We start from the raw sequence: 22,799 nt of genomic DNA on the forward strand, positions 1-22,799 counted from the left end.
TAAGACTTCTACCCGCTGAGCTGGCTGGGAATTATCGCAACCATTCTCTACATTTTCTCTCTTTTCCCTTTTTATCCCTCTCCTCCTTTATTTAGGGCTTAGTCCCATATTGGTTCGTAGGCTGTTTTAGGCAGGACTTACCCAAAACTATTCAGTAACGCCGCCAACAGAGGCGGTATTACGTAATCTTGCGTAAGTCCTGTTAGGGTTAACGCCAGACAGCGACAACTAGCTTTAGGCGATCCAGAGTTCAAGTCTATCTATATATAAATTGAGTCTTTCTCCAGTAACTCAAAGCCGATACTGAGTTTGATGACTCCAGATTGCCAGTTTGTTTGCAGTAAATCTGCTGAGCTTGCTGTAGCCGATCGCAACTCAACCTCCATCCCATCCATCCAAAGCGCGATCTCTGGCGAACTTTCTCGCAACTTACGGATAATCCGCTTTGCCAAGCTACCGATCTCAACTGGGTATTTGCATAAATCGCTCTCCTGGGATGTCGCGATCGCTTTTGACACCAGCAGTTTTGTATTGGAATTCCGCAATTGACCTGTTACCACATCTATATTGCACCGGCTATGACCAGCATTAACTTGTAGAATTGCCACCAGGCAAAGCGTTCCAGTTTGCCAATCGCCTCCAGGTTGGAGTACCTGAGCCTGCACACCGCCTAGAATCTTCATAACTTCGTAAGAACTGCGGATGATGTCCCACAACAGTTTAAGAGCCAAGTCAGCCATCAACATCTGAGGCGATCGCGCATTGACCTCTGATAACTCCATACTTTGTTGAAAACGCTTGGCCACTTCACAGGCTGAAGTTACTACGCTGAGAACCAGGTTTTCATTTTTTAAATCAGAGGTTTTATCGGCTAGATTATTAGTCTCATTTTCATCCTCTAATTCTTCTAAATCATCATCTAAGTTTGGATCTGGAAAATCGAAAATTAATACTTCGAGTTCGTTTGATTGTCCATCCTGAATATTAGTCAGATCGACATTTAGCAACTCGTCTATAAAATTAGCTAACTGTTCCTGCACTGTTGTCAGATAATAAAGCTCAATATTTTCTGGATTAGTTATCTTAAATTGAAGTCCTGAAACAGGTCGATACTGGGAATAATTATCTGAATCTAAATCAGTTTCAAAACCAGCAGCAAATTCTAAAATATTGATGCGAGAATTGTTGGGAATTTCATTGGGTTTGCCAGTCGGAGTAATTATATTTGTTTCAGTGTCAGGAATAAATTCCAAATCCAAACATAACTGAATTTTACCAGACTGCCAATCTTTTCCAGGTTCAAGAAAATCAATGTTGCTTGCCTCGGTAAAAGTTATAATTTCTGGGTTTACTTCAACAATTCTTTTTAAGAATTGTTGAAGTAATTTTTCGCTTTCGATAGGAGATTGAGCGTAATAGCAATCATTCCATTGAATCAGGCTCTCAGAATTGAGGCGCGATCGCGGTGGTTGATTTGTCGCCAAATCAATACTCCAAGGTGCGGCAATATTATCTAATGTCAAAATTGCCGTCAATCTTAACATTCCCTTAATCCAGCCTTTTTCTAGTTGGAAAACTCTAGCTTCTACACCCGTAAGCAGTCGAATCAAATCGTCAGAAGTTCGGGCAATATACCACAGCAATCTGGGAATCAACTCTTTAATTAAAACGTAGCTTGGAGCCTTAGTATTTAACTGAGTCTTACTCCTTACTTCTAAATTTTCGCTCAAAATTTGAGACTCAATAGCATCAAGGACTTCGCAGGCTTCCTCAGTAACGTAAGTAGCTATATTGTCTGGAGTTCGCAGTAAATCAGATGACCATCCACTGGCAGGAGAAAGCAAGTGTGCTACTATCTTTACAAGGCTTTCCCAAGCTGCAAATAAAATGGGTGAAGCCTCAGAATGCAGATAGAAATTAGGCACAATTGAAAGGTCTTGTCCGCCGAAATTAAGTTCACTATCTGCCTTAAATTCTAAATCTGTCAGTTTTACGATTGTTTGGCTGATAGTTTCAAAGTCAAATTCAGCAAAGGATAAAGCTGTACTTGTTTCGGCAGACTCTGAATTTTTTTCAATTGGTACAGCAGCGATCGGTGGTTGAGGTTCGATCATGGATCTGTCTCGAAGTTTACATCTAAAAAATGGATGCACCCACTATCAGCAACAATGGCTAAACCAGTCTTTCCCCAAGGTGCGATCGCCTTCGGTACTACAGGAATACTAAAATTACCTAATTGACTCCCTTCGCGATCGCAAACTATAAGCTGTCCCTGAGTATCTGCTACCACATATCCCCAACTGGTAACACAAGCACAAGTTGGTAAATTTTCCAAAGGAATTCGTGTCACTTTTAGAGGTAACAACTTAATTAGCAAAATAGCTGATTTGGAACCTAGAGGCATTCCTAGTAAAGTATAAGGCTCGGCAGTAGGCAATAACTGGCTTCCTAGCGTGACAACTTGCCCAACACTGGTTAATAAACGCACAGAACCAATCGTTGTCCCGCGACGACTATAAACTTTAAAAGTAGTTTGAGGCTGTTTTTGTTCAGTGTCAGGCCAAATTGCTAGTAAATGTCGGCGATCCAAAAACATTAGTTCTGGCAAGTTGGGCTCTGTTAGCGCAATAGTTCGCTTTAGGGTTAAAGCTGCCAAGCCGCTTTCTATGGCTAGGGAATAAAAACGCAACTCGCCGGGAATAGCTACTGCTAAATAGTGACTGTGAAAATCAACAGCAGCTTTATAAACTGTAGGTATTGGTTCTGAGCCGAGATCTAGGATGCACTCAGGGTGCTCGGCGCGATCGCCTAGCCAGTAGAGTCGTTCTTGAGTAAGAATACAGCCGCCGCCGAGGGCCGGCAGAATGCCAAGCACAGGTTCGGGAAAAGATACAGAGGTTTGAATTTTGGCTGCAACTTGGCTGTGAGTTGGCTGAGGCAAAACTATTACCTGGGAACCCGTAGCAGCGTAGAGATAGTCTTCATTGGCAACTAAGATGCTTACAGGAAGAGAAATTGGTAATTGGGAAGCAGTAATTGACAACTCAAAGTTAATGATTTTGCGCCTCTCGTCATCTTCCTCATTGTCGATATCCCCTTCCCAAGGAATGGAGCGATCGCCCAATTGTCTGACAGCGCGATCGTACATTGCCAGCCGCAAAGCTTGAGCCATTTGAGAAGCACTAGCAAAGCGGCGAGCTGGCAATTTCTCCAAAGCTTTTTTCAGTACTTCCTGCAACGGCTCTGGTATGACATCGGGCAATTGCAAGCGCTGATTTAAATGCGCCCACATCAAATCCCCCGGCGTGCCGCTAAAAGGGCGATAGCCCATCAGCAATTCAAATAATAAAATCCCCACTGCATAAATGTCAGACATGGGCGAATAAAGGCCGTAAAACCTTTCTGGAGCCATGTAAGCGGGAGAGCCAACCGTAGCGTCTGGCGAAATCTCTTGATGCAGGCGAGTAGTGCCAATCTCCGGTAAACGGCGGGCAATGCCGAAATCAGATAGCCTGGGCAACCAGCCTTTTGGCCCCAAACTCAGCAGAATATTTTCTGGCTTGATGTCGCAGTGAACCACGCCTCGGCGGTGAGCGTAGTCTAAACCCGCCAAAACGCCTATTACTAGCTGTAGGCCTTCAAGCAATCTTAGCGTTCTATCCTGCTTCAGGAGGCTGCGGAGGGTTCCCCCTTCGCAATAGTCCATAACTAGGTACCGCCCTGTCGCCGTATGTTCCAAAGCGATACAAGCAACGATATTAGGATGCTGTAACGTAATCAGGAACCAAAGTTCTCGCAAGAATTCACTTGTGGGGGCTTGTTGGTGACTCAGTTCCTTAAGAGCCACCAGTTGACCAACTGGGCGCGAATTTTTTCCTCCAGATTGGCGAATGCTGGCACAAAAAACTCGACCAAACTGGCCTTGTCCTACTAGCCCTAAAATCCGGTACTTAGAATTTTGCATGGCTCCAATTTCAGGAAAGCCTTTAAGATAGTATGGAAATATGCTATGTGAAGAATTCTGACAAAACTTAGGATTGTTGAATTAACCACACCGTACAACTTATGTTATATCAGCTTGAGTATGAAACTGCCTTTCACCCTGGGAGCGCGATCGCTACCAAAATCATAGAATTTCGTAGTCAGTATCGACATTGCCATATCACCGTGCCGGATTTGGAACACCCTGTAGCGGCACTTTTCGTCGAAGGCGAGTTTTACAGCTTTTTTAAGGCTGTGAAAGATACACAAAAAGCGATCGATATCGCGACCAAGATGCACAAGAGTGGCGACAAGACCGTAATTACAAAAACTCCAAAAGGCTATGTCATCTGGGTGAGAGAGCCTGAAGGTTATTCTGCTCTGCTATCTTAACTTTTTTTTGGGAACAGCTAAGATTATTATTCAGGGGAAATCGAAATTAACTTTATCAAGGAATTAGCCTGACAGGATCGAGAATTAAAAATGGTCAAAATTATTAAGCTAGAGCCAATTGCTGAGGAAATGGCAGTCCTGACTAACTCAAATATTCTGTCTGCCTTGCTGTCGAAAGAACTTAATGTTCTGAAGGAATGTGGTGGTAGGGGTATGTGTGCTACTTGCCACGTTTATATTAAAGAGGGCATGGATGCTTTATCAGGGATGAGCCGCCGGGAGCAGAGGACGTTAGAGGTTATTACTACAGCTAAAACTACTTCTCGCCTTGCTTGTCAGGCTCAGATTTTAGGTGATGGAGTGGTGGTGGAATTACCGACAGGTATGTACATCAACGCTATTGACAACGTGGAAGCTTTGATAGGTCGCCGCGCTGAACAAAACTTGCTGCACCCAATTACTGGTAAAGTTGTTGTGGAAGAAGGAAAGTTGATTACTCGTTCTATTATTAATCAGCTTAATGAAACACGCTTGCAGGTAGGAGATTATCTTGCTCGTACAAGAGGAGCCTAGATTTTAATTTTGTAGGGTTGAGTTTAGTGGATAAGTTTGGGACAAAATATGTCCCGGCTTGTCGTCTTTACTGAGAAATTGGCACAAAATTTACTGCTAAAAAGTATTCCTCTGCCATTGGACTTACTTATAATTGTGTGTAACACTACCGTCTTGGCATTTGAGGGAAGAAGTGCATAATTCCTATTTGGGTTCAATAATTTCTCATCAACAATTCTAATTTTATGTTAAGTCAATTAGCTAATTTGAGTGTGGAAGCGGACGGGCGCTATGCTGCTCAATCAGAACTTCAGTTTTTGAAAGATTACTTCCAATCGTTGAATCTACGCTTGAGTGCTTATCAGAAAATTCAAGCTGCGGAAAAAGAAATTATTCGCGATGTAGAAACAAAAATTTTGTCTGCGAGTCCTGATTTATTGCGCCGGGGTTCTCAAGATCTCACTTCAAAATGGAGGTTAGACACGGTGCGCGTACTACGGCATTCGGCGGCAGCATTGCTGATTGACGATCGCAACCGTCTGCGCGATCGTCTTTTACTTTGGTTTCAAACTATTTTGGGTTCTTTTCAAGCTAAAAAGACTTCTGAACTGACTTTTCAAATCATGCAAGATGCGATTAAACAATATCTTACAGCCGAAGAAGCAAGTTTGTTTATTCCTATTCTGGAAATGAACCGCTCTATATTCAGCAAGTAAGATTTGTTATTTGTTAACTGTTAACTGTTATTTGTTAACTGTTTGCAATTAGCAATTAGCAATTAGCAATTAGCAATTAGCTTTCTAAGGAATTGGCTATTGGAATAGAGCATTGAGTCCGCGTAAAATTTGATTCTTCTGACTCTGAAGGGAAGGCGAGAACTTCTAAACGACCTTTCATTAAAGCTAAAAGAGTCTGATTCATCAATAAGCGTAGTCCTGATGATAATTGAGGATGCTCTGCCGTCTGAGCATTTGTGTCTAAATCACGCTTGAGCAAATCCCATGACTCGCTCCAGGCACTAATGGGGCGCTGATCGTCTACCCAAATATGAACTAGGCCTGATTCTGGGGACGCATGGGCAGAAACGTTAATGCTGCCCTCTTCCATCTGAATGATGGCCGTGTCTACGAGGTTGACTAGGACTTGTCTTAAGCGTCGCAAGTCTGCTAGGACGTAAATTTCAGCGTCGGGAGGGGATATCTCTAGACGGATGCCGCGATGAGTTGCTTGCAGGTAAGTTAAGTCATCAACTTCATCGAAAATTTTGGCTAACTGAAGCGGCTGAATATCCATTTTTTCGGTGCCATGCTCAGTCTTAGCAACAGCGATGATTTCATCCATCAGCCCGACCATTTTCAGGGCTGAGGTGTGGGCTTGCTGCACAAATTCTCGCTCTTCTTCGGGATCGTCGCACAAATCCGACAGAATTAACTGAAGGGTGCCGATCATACTATTCAGTGGCGATCGCAACTCGTGGGAAGTCCGCGCCAAAAAGCCTGCCTTAAATTGGCTCATCTCGACGGCCATCTGGTAGGCAAGTTGTGTTTGCTTCAGTTGGTTCGAGAGAGTTTGTAACTGTTCGGGGTTTGTTTGTTGAGGTTCTAAGTCTGGCAGTGCTTCTACCTGGGTGGATGGCTGTTTCTGACGAAATAGCCGATTACTACCCAAACCTAGTCCGAATCCTACTGCTAAATATACCAAGTCGCTCCAGCCCATCAGCGTTATCTCACTTTGCCTTCACAGCCCTTAGCCTTTTAACCTTTGACGTAAAATCAAGGGTTTCAGTTGTTTACATAGTTAACCCTATTCCAGAAAATCAATTTTAAAAATAATTTTAAAATCGAGATAGCGGTAAATTTGTATAGCTAGTCTTACAGTTAGCATAAAAATCGGGTTTTTGAAAGAAGATTCTTGCCTTTAGCGACTACTCTCAAACCAAAAACCCGTTTTATTTTCTCAATTGTACGTAAGTCCTGAAATTTATTAAATTCCAGCACCATCAAAAAACTCTTGAATCGCTTTATCTTTCAACCGACAACTAGAAGCCGCAACCGCTAGTTGAGCTTTCTCAAGACAAGCCACCGCACTTGCATGAGTTAAAGCCTGTCGCGCAAACTCAGATTCCAATGCAGGCTCTTTACAAGCAGACAGTTCGCTGCTTAGACTTTGCACCTGCTGTTCCAGGCTTTCAAGGCGATCGACCAAAGAACGAATCACCGCTGCTTCAGAGTCAGGGAGGCTTCCGTGTTCCAGAGGAGCAACCCGGACACCTGAACGATAGAGAATGCGACCAGGAACGCCTACCACAGTGCAGTCAGAAGGGACATCGCGCAGCACCACTGAACCCGCACCAATGCGGACGCTGTTGCCAATGTGGATATTGCCTAGAACCTTAGCACCGGCACCGACAACCACATTTTCGCCCAGGGTAGGGTGACGCTTGCCACTTTCCTTGCCAGTTCCCCCCAGGGTAACGCCTTGGTAGATCAGAGCATAGTCTCCCACGATCGCAGTTTCACCAATCACAACCCCCATCCCGTGATCGATAAATACACCGCAACCGATCGTCGCCCCTGGGTGGATTTCAATCCCTGTCAAAAACCTAGCTAGATGAGAAATAAAGCGGGGAATGAAGGGAAATCCTAAAATAAACAGCCAGTGGGCAAAACGGTGAAATACTAACGCCTGAAGACCGGGGTAGCAAAATAAAACTTCCAGCCAGTTACGAGCGGCTGGGTCGCGCTCGAAGATAATGCTGAAGTCGGCTCGAAGGGTCTTTAGCACGAGGAGTTACCAAATTTGGTTAAACACGCCACTTTAAATTTTACCAAAAAAACGATCTCACGTCCTGTGACTTCAAACTTAATGGATGTGAAGGAATGTTGATTTTAAGCGACTTCAAGATTACTTTTGCTTCAACTCCGATCGGACTTACGCAAAAAACTCGGTTTCTGACCAAGATCGTCGGTTTTTTCGAGAAATATTGACGCAGAAACCGGGTTTTTGACCGAGCGTGCATAAATCCTGTCTGAGGAGAGCAGCATTTTCTACTCCTGTACTGAAAGGGTGTATTTGTATTTAGATCCAGATTCAATCGTACCCACCCAGATGCGGTAAGTACCAGCTTTCCAGCCAGAATCGGCAATGCTAGCATCTTTACTCTGGCCTGTATCATCTCCGCAGTGAATAGTGCTGTTTGGCCCAGAAATGAGTAAAGTGGTGTCTTTTCCTCCAGTGTCGATCGCAATCCTCAGTCGCGAAAAATCCTGCTGCAAAATCAAGATATGATCGGGAGTCGGGGCAGCAAATCCCAAACATTTGTTCTTGTGGAGATCGGAATTGGCAATGGCAGATAAAGAGTAAGAGCCACCTGTAGAACCTCTCAAAACTGCTGTTGGGGGTTGAAAACCGCGCGATAGGGTCAAAGTACCAAAATTGGCTGTCTCTTCTGCAAAGACAGGTACAACCATTACAGCCGCGATCGCCGCACTCAAAATTCCACCAGTTTTTAACCAGACTCCAAAATTAAACAGCATGGCAAGATCCCTCCATTAAAATTTATAATTTAGGTGAAGACTGCTAGCTGTGATTAAGTCAGAGTGACACTCGTTGTTCTGCCACACCCTTTTCTGGCAGAGCGAGAAAGGTTATGGTGGAGGCAAAAAGAAAAAGCAATCTTGAATATGGATTGAGCGCCCTGTTGATGATTTCAGTGATTTTCAATAGCCAACACCACAAACATCAGTTAAATCAGTGTCATCCTCAAAATCCTTGTTCAGCAATGGTTTTAACAATTAACAAAGTCTTGCGTCAGCTTGACGGTTGCTACTAAGAGAACAGCTAAAAAATTTGATGCCCCTAATTATTCTGGCGATCGCTTTACAATTGAGTTTCTTCTTGACTGAAGTTTTGGTATTGTTGCCTATAGGTTGGCTAAAATGGCAACCTTTCCCTAACTGGCTGAGCTTGACCCTAATTTTTCTGGCTATGAGCTGGTGCTTGGGAGATTAGCAATAATCTAGAATCTGCAATCTACCTATCGTCATAATGGAACGCGAATTTTCTTTTGGCTCTGGATTCCGCTTAGTTGACAAAACCGTGCAGGAGGACGGCGCAAAGCAACCGCCGCGCCGATTATACCGGGCGGTGATACTGATGCTACTTGCTACTTTTTTGATGAGTATGCACGTTGTCCGTTTGGTGCAACTGCAACTGCGTGAAGGTAAGCAACACCGGGAACGAGCAGACAATAATCGCATTCGCCTAGTGCCGGTGCCATCGAATCGCGGTCATATTCTAGATCGCAACGGTAAACCCTTAGCGGCTAATCGGCTCACTCGCTCAGTGTATTTGTGGCCAAAGGAACAGTCCCCCGAACAGTGGAAAGTGACGGCAAGTAAGCTGAGTCCTTTACTGAATATACCTGTCAGCGATATTCTCTACAAATTAGAACAAGCGGGTTATCAATCTTACAGGCCAGTGCGGCTGACTCAATCTGTTACACCTCCGGTGTTTGTATTGCTGGGCGAGCTCGAACGAGAATTTCCGGGAGTTGAAATGCGACCTGAGTCGAGTCGCTATTATCCTAATGGCGATATAGCTGCTCATGTGATTGGATATATCGGGGAAGCTACGGAAGAGGATCTCAAACATCACCCCGAATATCCAATGGGAATGGTTGTAGGTCAAATGGGAATTGAAGCGAGTGCCAACCCTAAAATTGCGGGAGTCTGGGGCGAACGCTTGATCGAGGTCAATGCTCTCAATCAGGTAAGCGAGAAGCAGGAAGGCCGAGCCTTGAGAGAGAAGCCGGCGAAGGGAGGTGCGAATGTGCAGCTAACTATAGACCTGGAGATGCAGAAAAGTGCGGAAAAGGCTCTGGGCAATCGCCGGGGTGGTGTGGTGGCGCTGAATGTGAAAACGGGGGGCGTGTTGGTATTGGCTAGCCATCCTGATTTTGACCCGAATATTTTTACGCGGAAAGTGACTAAAACGGAATGGGATCGCCTTCAAGGGGACGATAAGCCTTTTCTGAACCGGGCTTTACAAGGTTATCCACCGGGTAGCACTTTCAAGATTGTGACTTCTGCGGCTGCGATTGAGTCGGGTAAGTTTTCTGCGGATTCGATTGTTGGTACTTCGGCTTACATTACTGTGGGTGGTATTCAATTTAACGAGCACAGTGGTGGTTACGGGTATATCGGTTTTCGCGATGCTTTGGCCTACAGTAGCAATACTTTTTATTACCAAGTGGGGATGGCGGCAGGGCCGGAACAGATTTCTAAGTGGGGTCACTTGCTGGGAGTTGGGGAAGCGACTAATTTAAATATTTTGGGATTGGGGGGCGGCTCTAATGGCACGATTCCGACTCCCGAACAGAAAGAGAAGCTGTATGGGGAGCCCTGGTATGCGGGGGATACTGTGACGATGGCGATCGGTCAGGGTTTGGTATTGGTGACTCCTCTGGAGGCGGCGGTGATGGTGAGTGCGATCGCCAATGGTGGCTACCGAGTCAAGCCTCATCTATTGACCTCTGAAACTAATACTGCGCTGACTAAACCAGAACCAACTGGTATGAAACCGGAGACGGTGAATGTGATTCGTGATGGGTTAGTGGCTGTGGTGCAACAAGGGACGGGACAAGGGTTAAATGATGGTTCTATCCCTTTGACTGGGGGCAAAACGGGTACGTCGGAAGTGATGGGAGAGCCTTCTCACTCCTGGTATGTGGCTTTTGGGCCGGCGGAGAAACCAGAAATTGCGATCGCGGTTGTTGTGGAGAATGGTGGATTCGGGGCGGTTGCGGCTGCACCGATTGCTAAGGAAATATTTAAAACCTACTTCAACAACGAGAAGGCTAAAAAGGCAAAGTAGCTAATTGTTAACGGTTAACGGTTAACGGTTAACGGTTAACAGTTAACCGTTAAAGTTCTTTAAAATTTGTTAAGATTGACTCGACCTCAGTGTTGTCATCCCAACCCCTGCTAAACTTTCCTCCTCCTTTGCCTTCATAAATAATGCTGCGACTCGAACATATCAGTAAAATTTACCCCAATGGCGTTGTTCTCAAAGATGTCAACTGGGAAGTCAAACCAGGCGATCGCATCGGCTTAGTCGGTGTCAATGGTGCCGGTAAGTCCACGCAACTTAAAATTATTGCAGGCGAGGTGGAACCTACCACAGGGGAAGTAATTCGCCCCGCGAGTTTGCATATTGCCTACCTCAGCCAAGAATTTGAAGTAGACCCCACTCGCACTGTCAGAGAAGAATTTTGGACTGTCTTCAAAGAAGCCAACCAAACTCACGAATCTCTACTGGAAGTGCAGCGAGAAATGGAAACGGCTACTCCAGAAGAACTAGATCGCCTGATTAATAAATTAGACCGCCTTCAGCGACTCTATGAAGCTTTGGATGGCTACGGTTTAGAAGCACAAATTGAGAAAATCTTGCCCGAAATGGGGTTTGAAGCCGAAGATGGCGATCGCCTCGTTAGTGCCTTCAGCGGTGGCTGGCAGATGCGAATGAGTTTGGGTAAAATTCTGCTGCAAAAACCGGATCTCTTACTCTTAGATGAACCAACAAACCATCTTGACCTCGAAACCATTGAATGGCTAGAAATCTACCTCAAAGCTTTGATTACCCCGATGGTAATCGTATCCCATGACCGTGAATTTTTGGATCGACTTTGCACCCAAATAGTTGAAACTGAACGGGGTGTATCTAGTACATATTTGGGTAATTATTCCTCATATTTGGTACAAAAAGAGGAAGCCGCAGATGCTCAACTTAATGCTTACGAACGGCAGCAAAAAGAACTAGAAAAACAACAAGCATTTGTTGAGAAATTCCGGGCGAGTGCGACTCGGAGCACTCAAGCAAAAAGCCGCGAGAAACAATTAGATAAAATTGAGCGGATTGAAGCACCTACAGCCGCTTTAAGAACGTTGCACTTCCGTTTTCCTCCATCCCCTCGCAGCGGTCGCGAAGTAGTAATTATTGAAGATTTAGTTCATAATTATGATGACAAGATTCTGTTTTTAGGCGCAGATTTGTTAATTGAACGGGGCGATCGCATTGCTTTTCTCGGCCCTAATGGTTCGGGGAAATCTACCCTGCTACGGATGATTATGGGTATGGAAAAACCCGCAAGCGGTACTGTTAAATTAGGCAATCATAATGTCATCCCTGGTTACTTTGAACAAAATCAAGCCGAAGCTTTAGATTTGTATAAAACAGTGATAGAAACTATTCATGATGAAGTGCCAGACTGGAAAAATGAGGAAGTCCGCACTTTATTAGGTCGTTTTCTGTTCAGTGGTGATACAGCATTTAAACAAGTTGGGGCTTTGAGTGGGGGTGAAAAAGCGCGTTTAGCTTTAGCTAAGATGCTGTTACGTCCAGCTAGTTTACTAATTTTGGATGAACCGACAAATCACCTAGATATTCCGGCTAAGGAAATGCTGGAAGAAGCGATTCAGAATTATGATGGGACGGTAATGATTGTATCTCACGACCGTTATTTTATTTCTCAGGTAGCTAACAAGATTGTTGAGATTCGCGACGGTGAGTTTCGCACTTATTTGGGAGATTATCACTATTATCTCGATAAGATTGCTGAAGAAAAGGAGGAAGCAAGGTTAGCTAAGATTCAGGGTCAAAAGGCTGCGAAGAAGGTTGAGAAAGAGGCGAAGAAGAAGACTTCTACTAAGCGGAAATAGTTGTGGTTGCAGTTAGTGATTGCTTCCAGGTGAAAATCTGGAAGCGTTGATTCAATTATTTATAATTTTAGTCACCAGATGAGAAAAAAATCAGGAGGTTTGGTTGGAGTCAGATTGAATCGAAGCCACTGAGATATTATATTCATCGTCAGTTTCTTGAAGACTAAAATCAACTATCAACTGTGTATAATCAGCAAAATAAAGAGTTTTTCTCTGAATTAATTCATCAATCACCATTCTTGTTTGTTCTTGAACGTAGGCGTTAGAGCCTTTCGTTCCTTCCTTAATCAACATTTCAATGCCTTCCTGCTGTTTATCCTCAGAAAGCAAAGAAAGATTCCATGCTACCACAGCCAAACTCAACAATTGATACCGCTCTGTTTTACTCTCAATACCATCAGAGTATGGTTCAATAAAAGCATACAAAACTTCGGACATTTTTATTTTGTCCTTGGGGTCGATAAGTATCTTTTCTGGCATTTCTCCCAGGTAAGCTTTTTTGACCTTCTTTTTAAGTTCCGCTATACCTTTCTCTCTGAGCTTTTCCGTCCTATTTACCCTTAATAATTCATCGAATTCCTTTGATTTTCTCGCCATGATAATTAGACCTCTCTTTACTTAATATCGTAGATTATAGCCTTTCTCCGATATCTGCCAAGTCTTCGATCGCATACGCAAAAAGCGCCTGAGTTTCCCCAGACGCATAGCATAAAAATCACAAATTGTCAACTTAAAACCTAACTAGCTCAGGACAAACTCTTGCTCTACAGCAAGTATTACCATTACTTAAAGAATATAAAGTGATTGTTTTGGGCGATCGTGAATTTTGTTCATCAGAAAAAGCATCTGCAAAAATATGTATCTCGCCAGAAAGACCAGCGCCGAAAATACCGTAGAAGGAGTATATTTGGTAGCGGTCAGGATGGAGAAGAATGGGTGAATTATCTCGATCGCTACAAATTAGAGGTTAAGCGAGTAAACGCAAGTTAACTAGAAATAAACGTCGATTCTATCAGCAGGGCATACGAGCTGCAACCCTGATGCGCTCTAACTCTTGGCACTCTTTGTCACCCCCCCAGCGGTAACAAAGGTCTAATTAACTCCATAATTCGGTCAGAATTAAAGTTATCAATAGAATCAGTTAGCGCCTTAGACAAACTTGCTTTAGATTCAGGGATTTGCGTGACTAATTCATTCATAGCTTCCGTATCAAGATAGTAAGCAGCTTGATACATTTGTTCTAACCACTGAGGAGACATCACGGATAGATCTTCTACAGAAAGCGTTTCCACCAATAATTCTTGGGGGGCTTGTCCTACGGTTTCGTAAATATACTGCACTCCCAAATATTGAGCGATCTTATCAAATATATCTCTCTGCTGAAATGGTTTGCTGATAAAATCATTAAACCCATTCGTCAGGACATTCTCTCTATCTTCTTCAAAAACACTGGCAGTTAAAGCAATAATAACAGTTTCTCGGCTCTTAGGGTTTTCTCTAATGCGCTTTGTAGCAGTATATCCATCTAAGCTCGGCATTCGCAGATCCATAAAAATCAAATGTGGCAACCAACTCTCCCACAATGAGAGTGCCTCAATTCCCTGTTTAGCTTCTCTCACGTCAAAGCCAATCGAGGTAAGAATTTCGACTAACAAACGACGATTTTCTTCTATATCTTCAACGACGAGAAGGCGATAATTCGGTTGTTCAGGAGCTAAACTAATTACTCTTTGATTAATCTGTTCTGAGGGAAGAGAAGCTATTTGAGATAACTGCACTTTAATCTCAAAGGAAAAAGTGCTGCCTCGGTTCAAAGTGCTTTGAACCTGAATCTGGCCGCCCATGAGTTGGACGAGTTTTTGACTGATTGCTAAACCAAGCCCAGTACCTTGACTCAAATTATTCCCCGCTTGGGCTTGTACGAAAACCTTAAATAATTTATCAATTTCTGTTGGCGCAATTCCCACGCCTGTATCTTCAACTTCAAAACATAAGCGACAAGAGTGTTTTTCTTTTTGTTCTGCTCTTACCCGTAAAGTAATGCTGCCTTGCTGAGTAAACTTAAGCGCATTACTGAGTAGATTAACCAAAACTTGATATAGTTTTTTCTCATCAGTATGCACAAAGTTGGGAAGCTCGGATTCTCGCTCAACAATTAGCTGCAATGATTTAGATTGGACTTTAACTTGCAACATTTCTTCAATGGAAGTTAGTAAATTGATCAAGTCAAAGTCAGAAGGATTGAGCGTCATCCGTCCGCTCTCAATTTTGGATAAATCTAAAATATCGTTAATTAAGTCCAACAAATGTCTACCACTACGATTGATTATCTGCAATCGCTCTTGAAGAGAAGAAGTTAGATTATTCTCATAGCTCATTAATTGCGTGAATCCTAAAATTGAGTTGAGAGGGGTGCGAAGTTCGTGGCTCATATTAGCAAGAAAGACACTCTTAGCTTGGTTGGCCGCTTCTGCTGCTTCCTTCGCCTGCCGAAGTTCCAACTCAGCTTGTTTGCGATCGCTAATATCAATTAAATATCCCACTATTTCCACTGGTTTACCTGCACAATCTCGAATTAATCTAAGTTGATTGAGTATCCAGCGATAAACCCCATCGGAGCGACGAAGACGGTATTCATGGAAATAATAATTATTGACATATAGATTTGCTAAACCATGAAATACTTGGTCTACATCATCTGGATGCAAATGATTCACCCAAAATTTAGAATCTTCTAAAAACTCCCTAGTTTCGTAGCCCAATACATCTTTAATATTTTCGCTGATGAAGGTTGCGCCATAGTCTCCATCAGGTTTACAGCTAAAAATAACAACTGGGCTGTAGTTCAGGAGAAAGTTGAGGCGATTTGTGGTAGCTTGTAAGGCTTTTTCAGCCAGTTGTAACTCTGTTACATCCTGCTGAACGGCAACATATACAGTTCCGTATTCAGGATGCTCGAACCTAGAAGTATGAACTCTGCACCAAAAGAGTGTACCATCTTTTTTTCTATTATGGACTTCATATTTTGCTTCCCCATCTCGATCGAGTTGAGTGGCGATATCTAGAACGCTTACATCGGGTGTAACCTGTGTATCGACATAATTCAAGATACCAACGGGTTGACCTGCAAGTTCGCCCTCTAGGTAGCCAAACATCGCATCATATTTACGATTAGTATAGACGATGGTCAGATCTGCGGCTTTGACTAAACATACGCCACCTGCCATGTTATTCATGATTATACTTTGAAGTTCCAACGTTTTTTGAGCTGCTTTTCGAGCTGTAATGTCTTGAATTTGAGCAATAAAATGCAGTGGATTTCCTTGCTCATCTTGTACTAGCGATCCATTTAACAGAATCCACACAATATGTCCTTGCTTATGGAAATATCGTTTCTCCAGTTGGTAAGTTGAAATCGTTCCTGCTAATAGCTGCTGGGCATAACTGAGCTCTACCTCTAAATCGTCAGGATAGGTAATGTCTTGAAAAGTTAATGCTGACAACTCTTCTGGGGAGTAGCCAATAATCTGACATAATGCAGAATTGACATTAATCCAATGCCCATCAAGGGAAACAATCGCCATCCCGATCGACGCATCTTCAAACGAATGACGAAACTGCTCTTCACTAGCTCGTAAAGCTTTTGTTCGTTCAGCCACAAGAATTTCTAAGGTTTCATTAAGTTTTTTAAGTTCTGCTTCGGCTTGTTGGCGCTTGCTATCTATCTGATTCAGAAATCGAGCAGTTCCCCAGATGAGAATTGAGAAGGTGAAAACTATTAATGTTAACCGAAATGTATACCCCAATTCAGAGTTATACCAGCCTAATTTTCGCCCCTGAAAAGTAAACCATTCTAATGCTACTGGAAAGACGATCGCCCAAGGTAGCAACCTCCGAGCCATCTCTCCGCCAACTAAGGGACTGGTTAATACTTCCATTAACCCTTCATTAGGTCGCAGCCACAAAATTCCTATATAGAGAATGAAAAAGGTTGGGATTGTGTTTAGTGCTTGAGTCGTGGTAGGTATAACCAATCGTGCAAAAACATCGACATTGAATATGTGTCCGAATAAAGCTAATAGAGAACTTAAAGCTGCAACACTACTGCAAATTTGCGCCCACCAAGTATTGCGTTGGGAATTTCGCCCTAGCAGTAACAGTGCTACTCCCATCAGCACAAAATTTAAGGCGGTATTTAGCCCCATGCGTCCTGGGTAAGGAGTTGTGGTAGAGACAACATCTCGAAAAAGCAACCGATCGATCTTCAGATCCCAACCAAATAAATACTCACTCAGTGTCAGCAGACCGATGATGGCGATCGCCCCCGCTAATCCTTGAGAAACTCGATATTGGAGTCGGGTTAGTCGTTGACGCTGCAACAAAATCAAAGATACTCCAGCAAATAAAAAGCAAATCGCTGTATTTGCTTTCATGCTTGCCGATATACCTATAAATCCACTTTTGAGTATCGATAGGTCAAATTGCCAGCCGATCAGTACGCTTATCGCGATTGAGATGACCAGCAATGCAGTGATTTGAGAAATACGCTTGTTCATAAATGTTCATAAATCGCTTGGTTGGGTCTGAGAATTGTTATTTTGGTTAAGATTAAAGGGATTTTTAGGATATTCAAAGAGTTTAAAGTATATGATTTAACTATATTACAGCAGTTTCTGCTGTATTGATTCACTTATACCGCTCGTGTATTAGGTAGCTTAATAATAATTATGATCAGCAATCCAGTCACCAGCTATCGAGGTAATATCTTAATAGTTGACGATTTACCCGACAATCTGCGTTTGCTTAGGGATACATTGAGCGAAGAAGGTTATAAGATTCGCAGTGCCACGACAGGGGCAATGGCACTTCGAGCTGCCCAATCTCCATTGACGGAATTAATCTTACTAGATATTAAATTGCCGGATCTCGATGGCTATGAAGTTTGCCAACAATTAAAATCTGACCCTCGCACTGCAAATATTCCCGTAATTTTTTTGAGTGCGCTCAATGAAACTTTCAATAAAGTTCAAGGGTTCGCCGTTGGTGGGGTAGATTATATTGCAAAGCCATTTCAAGTCGAAGAGGTATTAGCGCGTGTCGCCACTCATCTAACCGTCCGACGGCTCCAAAAAAGCCTCCAAGAACAAAATTTACGCCTGATCGCAGAGATAGAAGAAAATCAACGTCTCAAAGATATCTTCTTTGCCGAAAAAGAATTGGCTCAGGTGACATTACAATCAATTGGTGATGCCGTCATTACTACCGACGATCGAGGTAATATTAAATATTTTAATCCCGTTGCTGAGAAACTAACAGGCTGGAAAGCAGAGGAAACTGAAGGACTGCCTCTATCTGAAGTTTTCCTAATTATTAATGAAGTAACGAGAAAGCCCGCAGATAATCCGATCCACAAAGCTTTGTTAGAGGGGGAAGTTGTGGGTTTGGCAAACCATACTATTCTCATTGCCCGCGATGGGAAGGAATATGCCATTGAGGACTCAGCAGCACCGATTCGAGACCGCCAAGGTCAAATTATTGGGGCAATTATCGTCTTTCATGATGTTACTCAAGCCCGCTATCTCACCCGTCAACTCTCTTGGGAAGCCAGTCACGATGCTCTGACTGGTTTAACCAACCGTCGAGGATTTGAGCATTACCTAGTTGATGCGATCGCTTCTATTCAAGATAGCAATCAGCATCACGTTCTCTGTTATTTAGATTTAGATCAGTTCAAAGTCGTTAACGATACTGTCGGTCATATTGCTGGCGATGAGCTACTGCGCCAAATCACTACACTTTTACAACAGGGAATTCGCGCTAATGATATATTGGCTCGCTTAGGAGGTGATGAATTTGGTCTTTTACTCACTCACTGTCCCCTTTCTCAAGCAACTCAGATTGCTGAAAATCTCAAAGAATTAGTGCATCAATTTCGGTTTATTTGGGATAACAAAACCTTTATCATTGGGGTCAGTATTGGGGTTGTTGCCATTGACCAAAACAACCAAAATTTGATGGAGATTTTGGGAGCGGCTGATGCAGCTTGTTATGCTGCTAAAGCCAAAGGGCGCAACTGCATTCATGTTTATCGTCTAGATGATAGCGAACTAATTAGACAACGTGGGGAGAGGCAGTTGATTGCAAAAATCAGCCAAGCGCTAGAAACCAATCGTTTTTGTCTCTACTCCCAAAAGATTATCTCTATTACCTCTCAACCATTAGTAGAGCATTATGAGATTTTGCTCAGAATGTTGGATGAAAATGGAGAATTAGTATCGCCAAATGCGTTTATTCCAGCCGCCGAGCGTTATGGCTTGATCGCTGATATCGATTACTGGGTAATTGAAACTTTTTTCTCGAATCATCAAAAGTTATCTAGACCAGCACTTCTTGCTAACGGCTTATATACGATTAATCTTTCTGGTGCTAGTATTTGTAACAATCAGTTTATGAGGTTTTTAATCGAACAATTTCCTCGCTACCAAATTCTACCACAAACCATTTGTTTTGAAATTACTGAAACCGCAGCGATCGCTAACTTTGACCAAGCTAGAAATTTTATTAACGAAATAAAAAAGCTTGGTTGTCGCTTTGCTTTAGATGATTTTGGCAGTGGCTTGAGTTCCTTTGCTTATCTGATGAATTTGCCTGTTGACTATCTAAAAATTGATGGTGTCTTTGTTAAGAATATTACTCATAATTTGATTTCTCAAGCGATCGTGGAAGGCTTTAATCGCATTGCCCATGCGATGAATATTGAAACTGTGGCTGAGTTTGTCGAAGACGAAGCTATCTTAGAAAAATTGCGCGAGATTGGAGTGGATTATGCTCAGGGTTACGGAATTTCGCGCCCCCTCCCTATGAACTTTGATTCCTGACTGTCCAATAAAATTTTAAGACATCTCTATCCTATGGAAGGTAAATATAATGTCGATGAAATGGATCGCACGCGATGATATATAATTAATTGCGAGGCAACCAGATTTGATATAAAGAAGGAAATCTTCAATGGCAGTTTTTGCGATCTTTACTTACGAAGTAAAACCAGGCAGATTGAATGACTTTATGGCTAAACTTGGCGAAGCAGCCAGCCCCAAGTTCAATAGCGAGATTATGCCTCAGTCAGTGCGTCTTTTCCGTAATACCGTTCCCGGCCCAGATACGGATTCTCTAATTCTCGTGATTGAATATGCAGATATGGCGGCTTACGGCGCACGCACTGCATTCGAGAACCAAAATTCAGAATGGAAACAGTTATTCAGCAGTCAACCTGATTCGCCAGAAATCTTGCGCTCTGTTCAATTGCTCACGGAATTTACACCGTAACCGTCCCAATAACGGCACAACAATTTATAATATTCTATATGGCTAAGTGTCCTGTTTGCGATCGTGAATATTTACCAGGTAAAGTTGATTTCTGCTCGCTCTGTGGCTGGGATTTGACACCTTTTCCCCTGGGTCGCAAACAGTCCAAAGCTTATTGGAAAAAGGAACAACTTAGATTGGATTGGGCAAGGCGAATGTGGGCAAATTCACAAGTTCAGGGATGGGAAACTCAGTTAAATCAGTTGCAAATCCAACTACAATCAGCCGCAGTTGAAAGAGCCAACCTCCAGTCTCAATTAGAATGGGTTTTGTATCGCCTAGAACAGATGAATCCAGATTTAATTGCTGATTCCCTATCGCGGTTAGAAGAGAAAATTAGTGCGATCCCCGAACAAACGCCGCCGATGTCGGAAGTGGGGATGGATTACAGACAATTAATACAGCTTTTAGCTGCGGGGAAATGGCGTAAAGCGGACGAACATACTTGGGAAATTATACTTCAAGTAGCTTTTCGAGAAGAAGAAGGCTGGCTGAGTGCGGCAGATATTGAGAAATTCCCCTGTACAGACCTTCGCACTATTGACCAACTTTGGGAATATTATAGTAGCGGGTTATTTGGGTTGAGAGTACAACAGGAAATTTGGGAGAGTGAAGGCAGGAATTATACAGAATTTTGCGATCGCGTAGGATGGCGGTTAAAAGATAGCTGGGCCTATTACGATGAACTCAGATTCAATTTGAATGCTCCCCAAGGACACCTACCCGCGATCGCATGGCGTAAACGTGCCTGTTACGGTATGGGTAAAGGTATGGCGGCTGAGAATCTGTCGTTTTTTAGTTCTAGACTTACAGCTTGCACTATAGCTAGGGAAGAGGGGCTAGGGGCTAGGGGCTAGGGAAGAGGGAAGAGGGAAAAGCTTGAAAAAGTAAGGGATTATGAACCAGAGGTAAGAGTTGGAGTGGCTCTAAGCGACGAAAGCAGTTGATATATGTAGCGATCGCTCTTTGTAACGCCGCCCTATAAAATAGTTTTCAGAAGTATCAATAACAGGCATCCCCACCAGTGCAGCTTTATATTTACCACACCCCCGAACTCACCCCAACGGACAAAGTACCCGACTGCGCGATCGCAGTTGATGTACTCCGCGCCACTACAACAATGGCAACCGCCCTTAACAATAGAGCCGAAGCAGTCCAAGTCTTCAGCGACATTGACAAACTGATGCAGGAGAGCGAAAAATGGCCCGCACCGAAGCGTATCCGTGCCGGCGAGCGTGGTGGTGCAAAAGTTGAAGGCTGTGACATGGGTAACTCACCTCTTGACTGTACGCCCGATCGCGTTCAAGGTAAGCGACTATTTATTAGTACCACCAATGGTACTCGCGCCCTTGAGCGAGTGCAAGCTGCCAAAACAGTTTTAGCAGCAGCATTAATCAACCGCCGCGCCGTAGTCCAGTATCTCCTAGTCAAACGACCCAGCACTATTTGGATACTCGGTTCTGGTTGGGAAGGCAGTTTTTCCCTGGAAGATACCGTCTGTGCAGGTGCGATCGCAGAAATGCTACTTGCAGAAAGCGGTACTCCGCGAGACGAATTTGTTGGTAATGATGAAGTATATGCCGCGATCGCGCTTTATTTGCAGTGGAAAGATCAACTTTACGAATTGATGAATCTCGCTAGTCATGGCAAACGACTTCTTGGTCTGGGAGTCTACGAAGATTTGAAATATTGCTCTCAACTCGATATTGTAGATACAGTCCCCATCCAACGAGAAATTGGAGTTTTGGTCAAGTCAGATGCTCAAATTCCCAAAGCAGAATTTTGGCTTCCGACTGCACAAAAAAGGTAATGGGTAATGGGTAATGGGTAATTGGTAATGGGTAATTGGTATTGGTAATTAGCTTTAACTTGATGCAACAGTGGCTAAAAGTTTTTCCGATTCCAAAATTATCTACAGGCTTAGCTCGATTAAGGGCCTTAATGAACTTTTACCCAAATCCCTTTTCTTACTTGATGAATGAGAGTGAGTTTTTATTTTCTTCTGCCTAGAGTGACAGAAGAGCGATAATGTGTAATTCCCAAACATAACCCCTCTATGTACCAGAGAGGAACAGAGGGGTTTTATTCTCAACTCACTACTGAATTAAAACAGTGTAAGAATATAGAGCAACGTAAACAGGATAATCCAGATGATATCTACGAAGTGCCAGTAAATCTCTGCCATTTCGATACCAGTATGCTTAACATTTGAATAGTGCCCTTCGCGGCGACTCCGCCAGATTACACCCAAAATTAAACACACGCCGATCAAAACGTGCAAACCGTGAAAACCTGTCATCAGGTAAAAACAATTAGCAAACACATTCTCAGTCAAACCATACCCCAGAGTCAGATACTCGTAAGCTTGACCCCCTAAGAAAATAATTCCCATTAGAGCAGTTACAGCGTACCAAAGTCTCATCCCTTTGACATCATTCTTTTTAACTGCTGTATCCCCCAGGTGGATGACAAAACTACTTGAAACCAGAATGATTGTGTTAATCGTAGGTAGCAAAAGTTCTACTTCTGTCCCTTCAGGAGGCCAAACCTCTGTAGCGCCCCGCAATAACAAATAAGCTGCAAAAAATCCACCAAACATTAGGGATTCAGAAGCCAAGAAAGTTAGCAGTCCGAAAACACGCAAATCCTTATGTTCTTCGTGATTTTGAGCTGCATCGGCTGTCGCCTCTGGCGGGAGAGATGAGTTGTCAATATTATCTTGAACATCAATTGTTGAACCTTGCATAATTCTCCAATGTTTTTGGTTAGTTGCTAGTTGTTAATTGTTAA

At 43.2% G+C, this 22,799-nt stretch carries 20 protein-coding genes; 12 read left to right on the forward strand and 8 right to left on the reverse strand.

Annotation, left to right across the window (positions count from 1 at the left end; all coding sequences use genetic code 11):
- Positions 1-260 precede the first annotated feature (260 nt).
- Positions 261-2,114, reverse strand: coding sequence for a hypothetical protein (locus tag OSCI_RS07170; protein WP_007354217.1), 1,854 nt, complete (start codon positions 2,112-2,114; stop codon positions 261-263).
- A complete protein-coding gene (locus OSCI_RS07175) occupies positions 2,111-3,964 on the reverse strand; it encodes a serine/threonine-protein kinase (RefSeq protein ID WP_007354218.1) in 1,854 nt (617 codons plus the stop codon). Before OSCI_RS07175 ends, OSCI_RS07170 begins: the two co-directional genes overlap by 4 nt.
- A 101-nt stretch (positions 3,965-4,065) precedes the next feature.
- On the opposite strand from OSCI_RS07175, the gene OSCI_RS07180 reads away from it, so the two are divergent.
- The 3 genes from OSCI_RS07180 (at position 4,066) to OSCI_RS07190 (ending at position 5,642) form a co-directional block, all read left to right on the forward strand.
- Positions 4,066-4,374 carry a hypothetical protein gene (locus OSCI_RS07180; RefSeq protein WP_007354219.1) on the forward strand — a complete coding sequence of 103 codons (309 nt, stop codon included), beginning with the start codon at positions 4,066-4,068 and terminating at the stop codon, positions 4,372-4,374.
- Positions 4,375-4,464: 90 nt separating this feature from the next.
- Positions 4,465-4,947, forward strand: coding sequence for a 2Fe-2S iron-sulfur cluster-binding protein (locus OSCI_RS07185; protein WP_007354220.1), 483 nt, complete (start codon positions 4,465-4,467; stop codon positions 4,945-4,947).
- A 224-nt stretch (positions 4,948-5,171) separates the two neighbouring features.
- Positions 5,172-5,642, forward strand: a complete 471-nt coding sequence (locus OSCI_RS07190) for a hypothetical protein (protein ID WP_007354221.1) — start codon at positions 5,172-5,174, stop codon at positions 5,640-5,642.
- Between the two features lie 76 nt (positions 5,643-5,718).
- Here the strand turns inward: OSCI_RS07190 and OSCI_RS07195 are convergent, their stop codons facing one another.
- The 3 genes from OSCI_RS07195 to OSCI_RS07205 form a co-directional block, all read right to left on the reverse strand.
- Positions 5,719-6,642, reverse strand: a complete 924-nt coding sequence (locus OSCI_RS07195; protein ID WP_007354222.1) for a sensor histidine kinase — start codon at positions 6,640-6,642, stop codon at positions 5,719-5,721.
- A gap of 267 nt (positions 6,643-6,909) precedes the next feature.
- A complete protein-coding gene (cysE, locus tag OSCI_RS07200) occupies positions 6,910-7,710 on the reverse strand; it encodes a serine O-acetyltransferase (protein ID WP_007354223.1) in 801 nt (266 codons plus the stop codon).
- Positions 7,711-7,973: 263 nt separating this feature from the next.
- Entirely contained in the window at positions 7,974-8,462 is a 489-nt protein-coding gene (locus OSCI_RS07205; RefSeq protein WP_007354224.1) for a hypothetical protein, read from the reverse strand.
- Positions 8,463-8,575: 113 nt separating this feature from the next.
- Between OSCI_RS07205 and OSCI_RS07210 the strand changes: the two genes are divergently transcribed.
- The 4 genes from OSCI_RS07210 (at position 8,576) to OSCI_RS07220 (ending at position 12,644) form a co-directional block, all read left to right on the forward strand.
- Positions 8,576-8,758, forward strand: coding sequence for a hypothetical protein (locus OSCI_RS07210; protein WP_019486998.1), 183 nt, complete (start codon positions 8,576-8,578; stop codon positions 8,756-8,758).
- Between the two features lie 20 nt (positions 8,759-8,778).
- Complete coding sequence (locus OSCI_RS29710; protein ID WP_019486999.1) at positions 8,779-8,937, forward strand: hypothetical protein; 159 nt, start codon at positions 8,779-8,781, stop codon at positions 8,935-8,937.
- Positions 8,938-8,973: 36 nt separating this feature from the next.
- Positions 8,974-10,800 (forward strand): penicillin-binding protein 2, encoded by a 1,827-nt coding sequence (mrdA, locus tag OSCI_RS07215; protein WP_007354226.1) that lies wholly within the window; start codon positions 8,974-8,976, stop codon positions 10,798-10,800.
- Between the two features lie 143 nt (positions 10,801-10,943).
- Positions 10,944-12,644 carry an ABC-F family ATP-binding cassette domain-containing protein gene (locus OSCI_RS07220; protein ID WP_007354227.1) on the forward strand — a complete coding sequence of 567 codons (1,701 nt, stop codon included), beginning with the start codon at positions 10,944-10,946 and terminating at the stop codon, positions 12,642-12,644.
- A gap of 90 nt (positions 12,645-12,734) precedes the next feature.
- Here the strand turns inward: OSCI_RS07220 and OSCI_RS07225 are convergent, their stop codons facing one another.
- Positions 12,735-13,241, reverse strand: a complete 507-nt coding sequence (locus OSCI_RS07225) for a hypothetical protein (protein ID WP_007354228.1) — start codon at positions 13,239-13,241, stop codon at positions 12,735-12,737.
- Between the two features lie 222 nt (positions 13,242-13,463).
- On the opposite strand from OSCI_RS07225, the gene OSCI_RS31330 reads away from it, so the two are divergent.
- The gene (locus tag OSCI_RS31330; protein ID WP_234708718.1) at positions 13,464-13,634 is read left to right on the forward strand and encodes a hypothetical protein; all 171 of its coding nucleotides are present in this window, start codon (positions 13,464-13,466) and stop codon (positions 13,632-13,634) included.
- A 77-nt stretch (positions 13,635-13,711) separates the two neighbouring features.
- Here OSCI_RS31330 and OSCI_RS07230 read toward each other — a convergent pair whose 3' ends face one another.
- Complete coding sequence (locus tag OSCI_RS07230; RefSeq protein ID WP_007354230.1) at positions 13,712-17,200, reverse strand: PAS domain S-box protein; 3,489 nt, start codon at positions 17,198-17,200, stop codon at positions 13,712-13,714.
- 171 nt (positions 17,201-17,371) lie between these two features.
- Here OSCI_RS07230 and OSCI_RS07235 point away from each other — a divergent pair, with 171 nt between their 5' ends.
- The 4 genes from OSCI_RS07235 to OSCI_RS07250 all read left to right on the forward strand — a co-directional run bounded on the left by OSCI_RS07235 (position 17,372) and on the right by OSCI_RS07250 (position 21,819).
- Positions 17,372-19,522 (forward strand): EAL domain-containing protein, encoded by a 2,151-nt coding sequence (locus OSCI_RS07235; RefSeq protein ID WP_007354231.1) that lies wholly within the window; start codon positions 17,372-17,374, stop codon positions 19,520-19,522.
- Positions 19,523-19,652: 130 nt separating this feature from the next.
- Positions 19,653-19,970: an NIPSNAP family protein gene (locus tag OSCI_RS07240; protein ID WP_007354232.1), complete on the forward strand. Its 318-nt coding sequence runs from the start codon at positions 19,653-19,655 to the stop codon at positions 19,968-19,970.
- A gap of 38 nt (positions 19,971-20,008) precedes the next feature.
- Positions 20,009-20,866, forward strand: coding sequence for a GUN4 domain-containing protein (locus tag OSCI_RS07245; protein WP_007354233.1), 858 nt, complete (start codon positions 20,009-20,011; stop codon positions 20,864-20,866).
- Between the two features lie 167 nt (positions 20,867-21,033).
- A complete protein-coding gene (locus OSCI_RS07250) occupies positions 21,034-21,819 on the forward strand; it encodes a 2-phosphosulfolactate phosphatase family protein (RefSeq protein WP_007354234.1) in 786 nt (261 codons plus the stop codon).
- Between the two features lie 294 nt (positions 21,820-22,113).
- On the opposite strand, the gene OSCI_RS07255 is transcribed toward OSCI_RS07250, so the two are convergent.
- Positions 22,114-22,755: a cytochrome c oxidase subunit 3 gene (locus OSCI_RS07255; RefSeq protein ID WP_007354235.1), complete on the reverse strand. Its 642-nt coding sequence runs from the start codon at positions 22,753-22,755 to the stop codon at positions 22,114-22,116.
- Positions 22,756-22,799: the final 44 nt, after the last annotated feature.

It is taken from the genome of Kamptonema sp. PCC 6506 (genome assembly GCF_000180455.1).
Lineage (GTDB): Bacteria > Cyanobacteriota > Cyanobacteriia > Cyanobacteriales > Microcoleaceae > Kamptonema > Kamptonema formosum.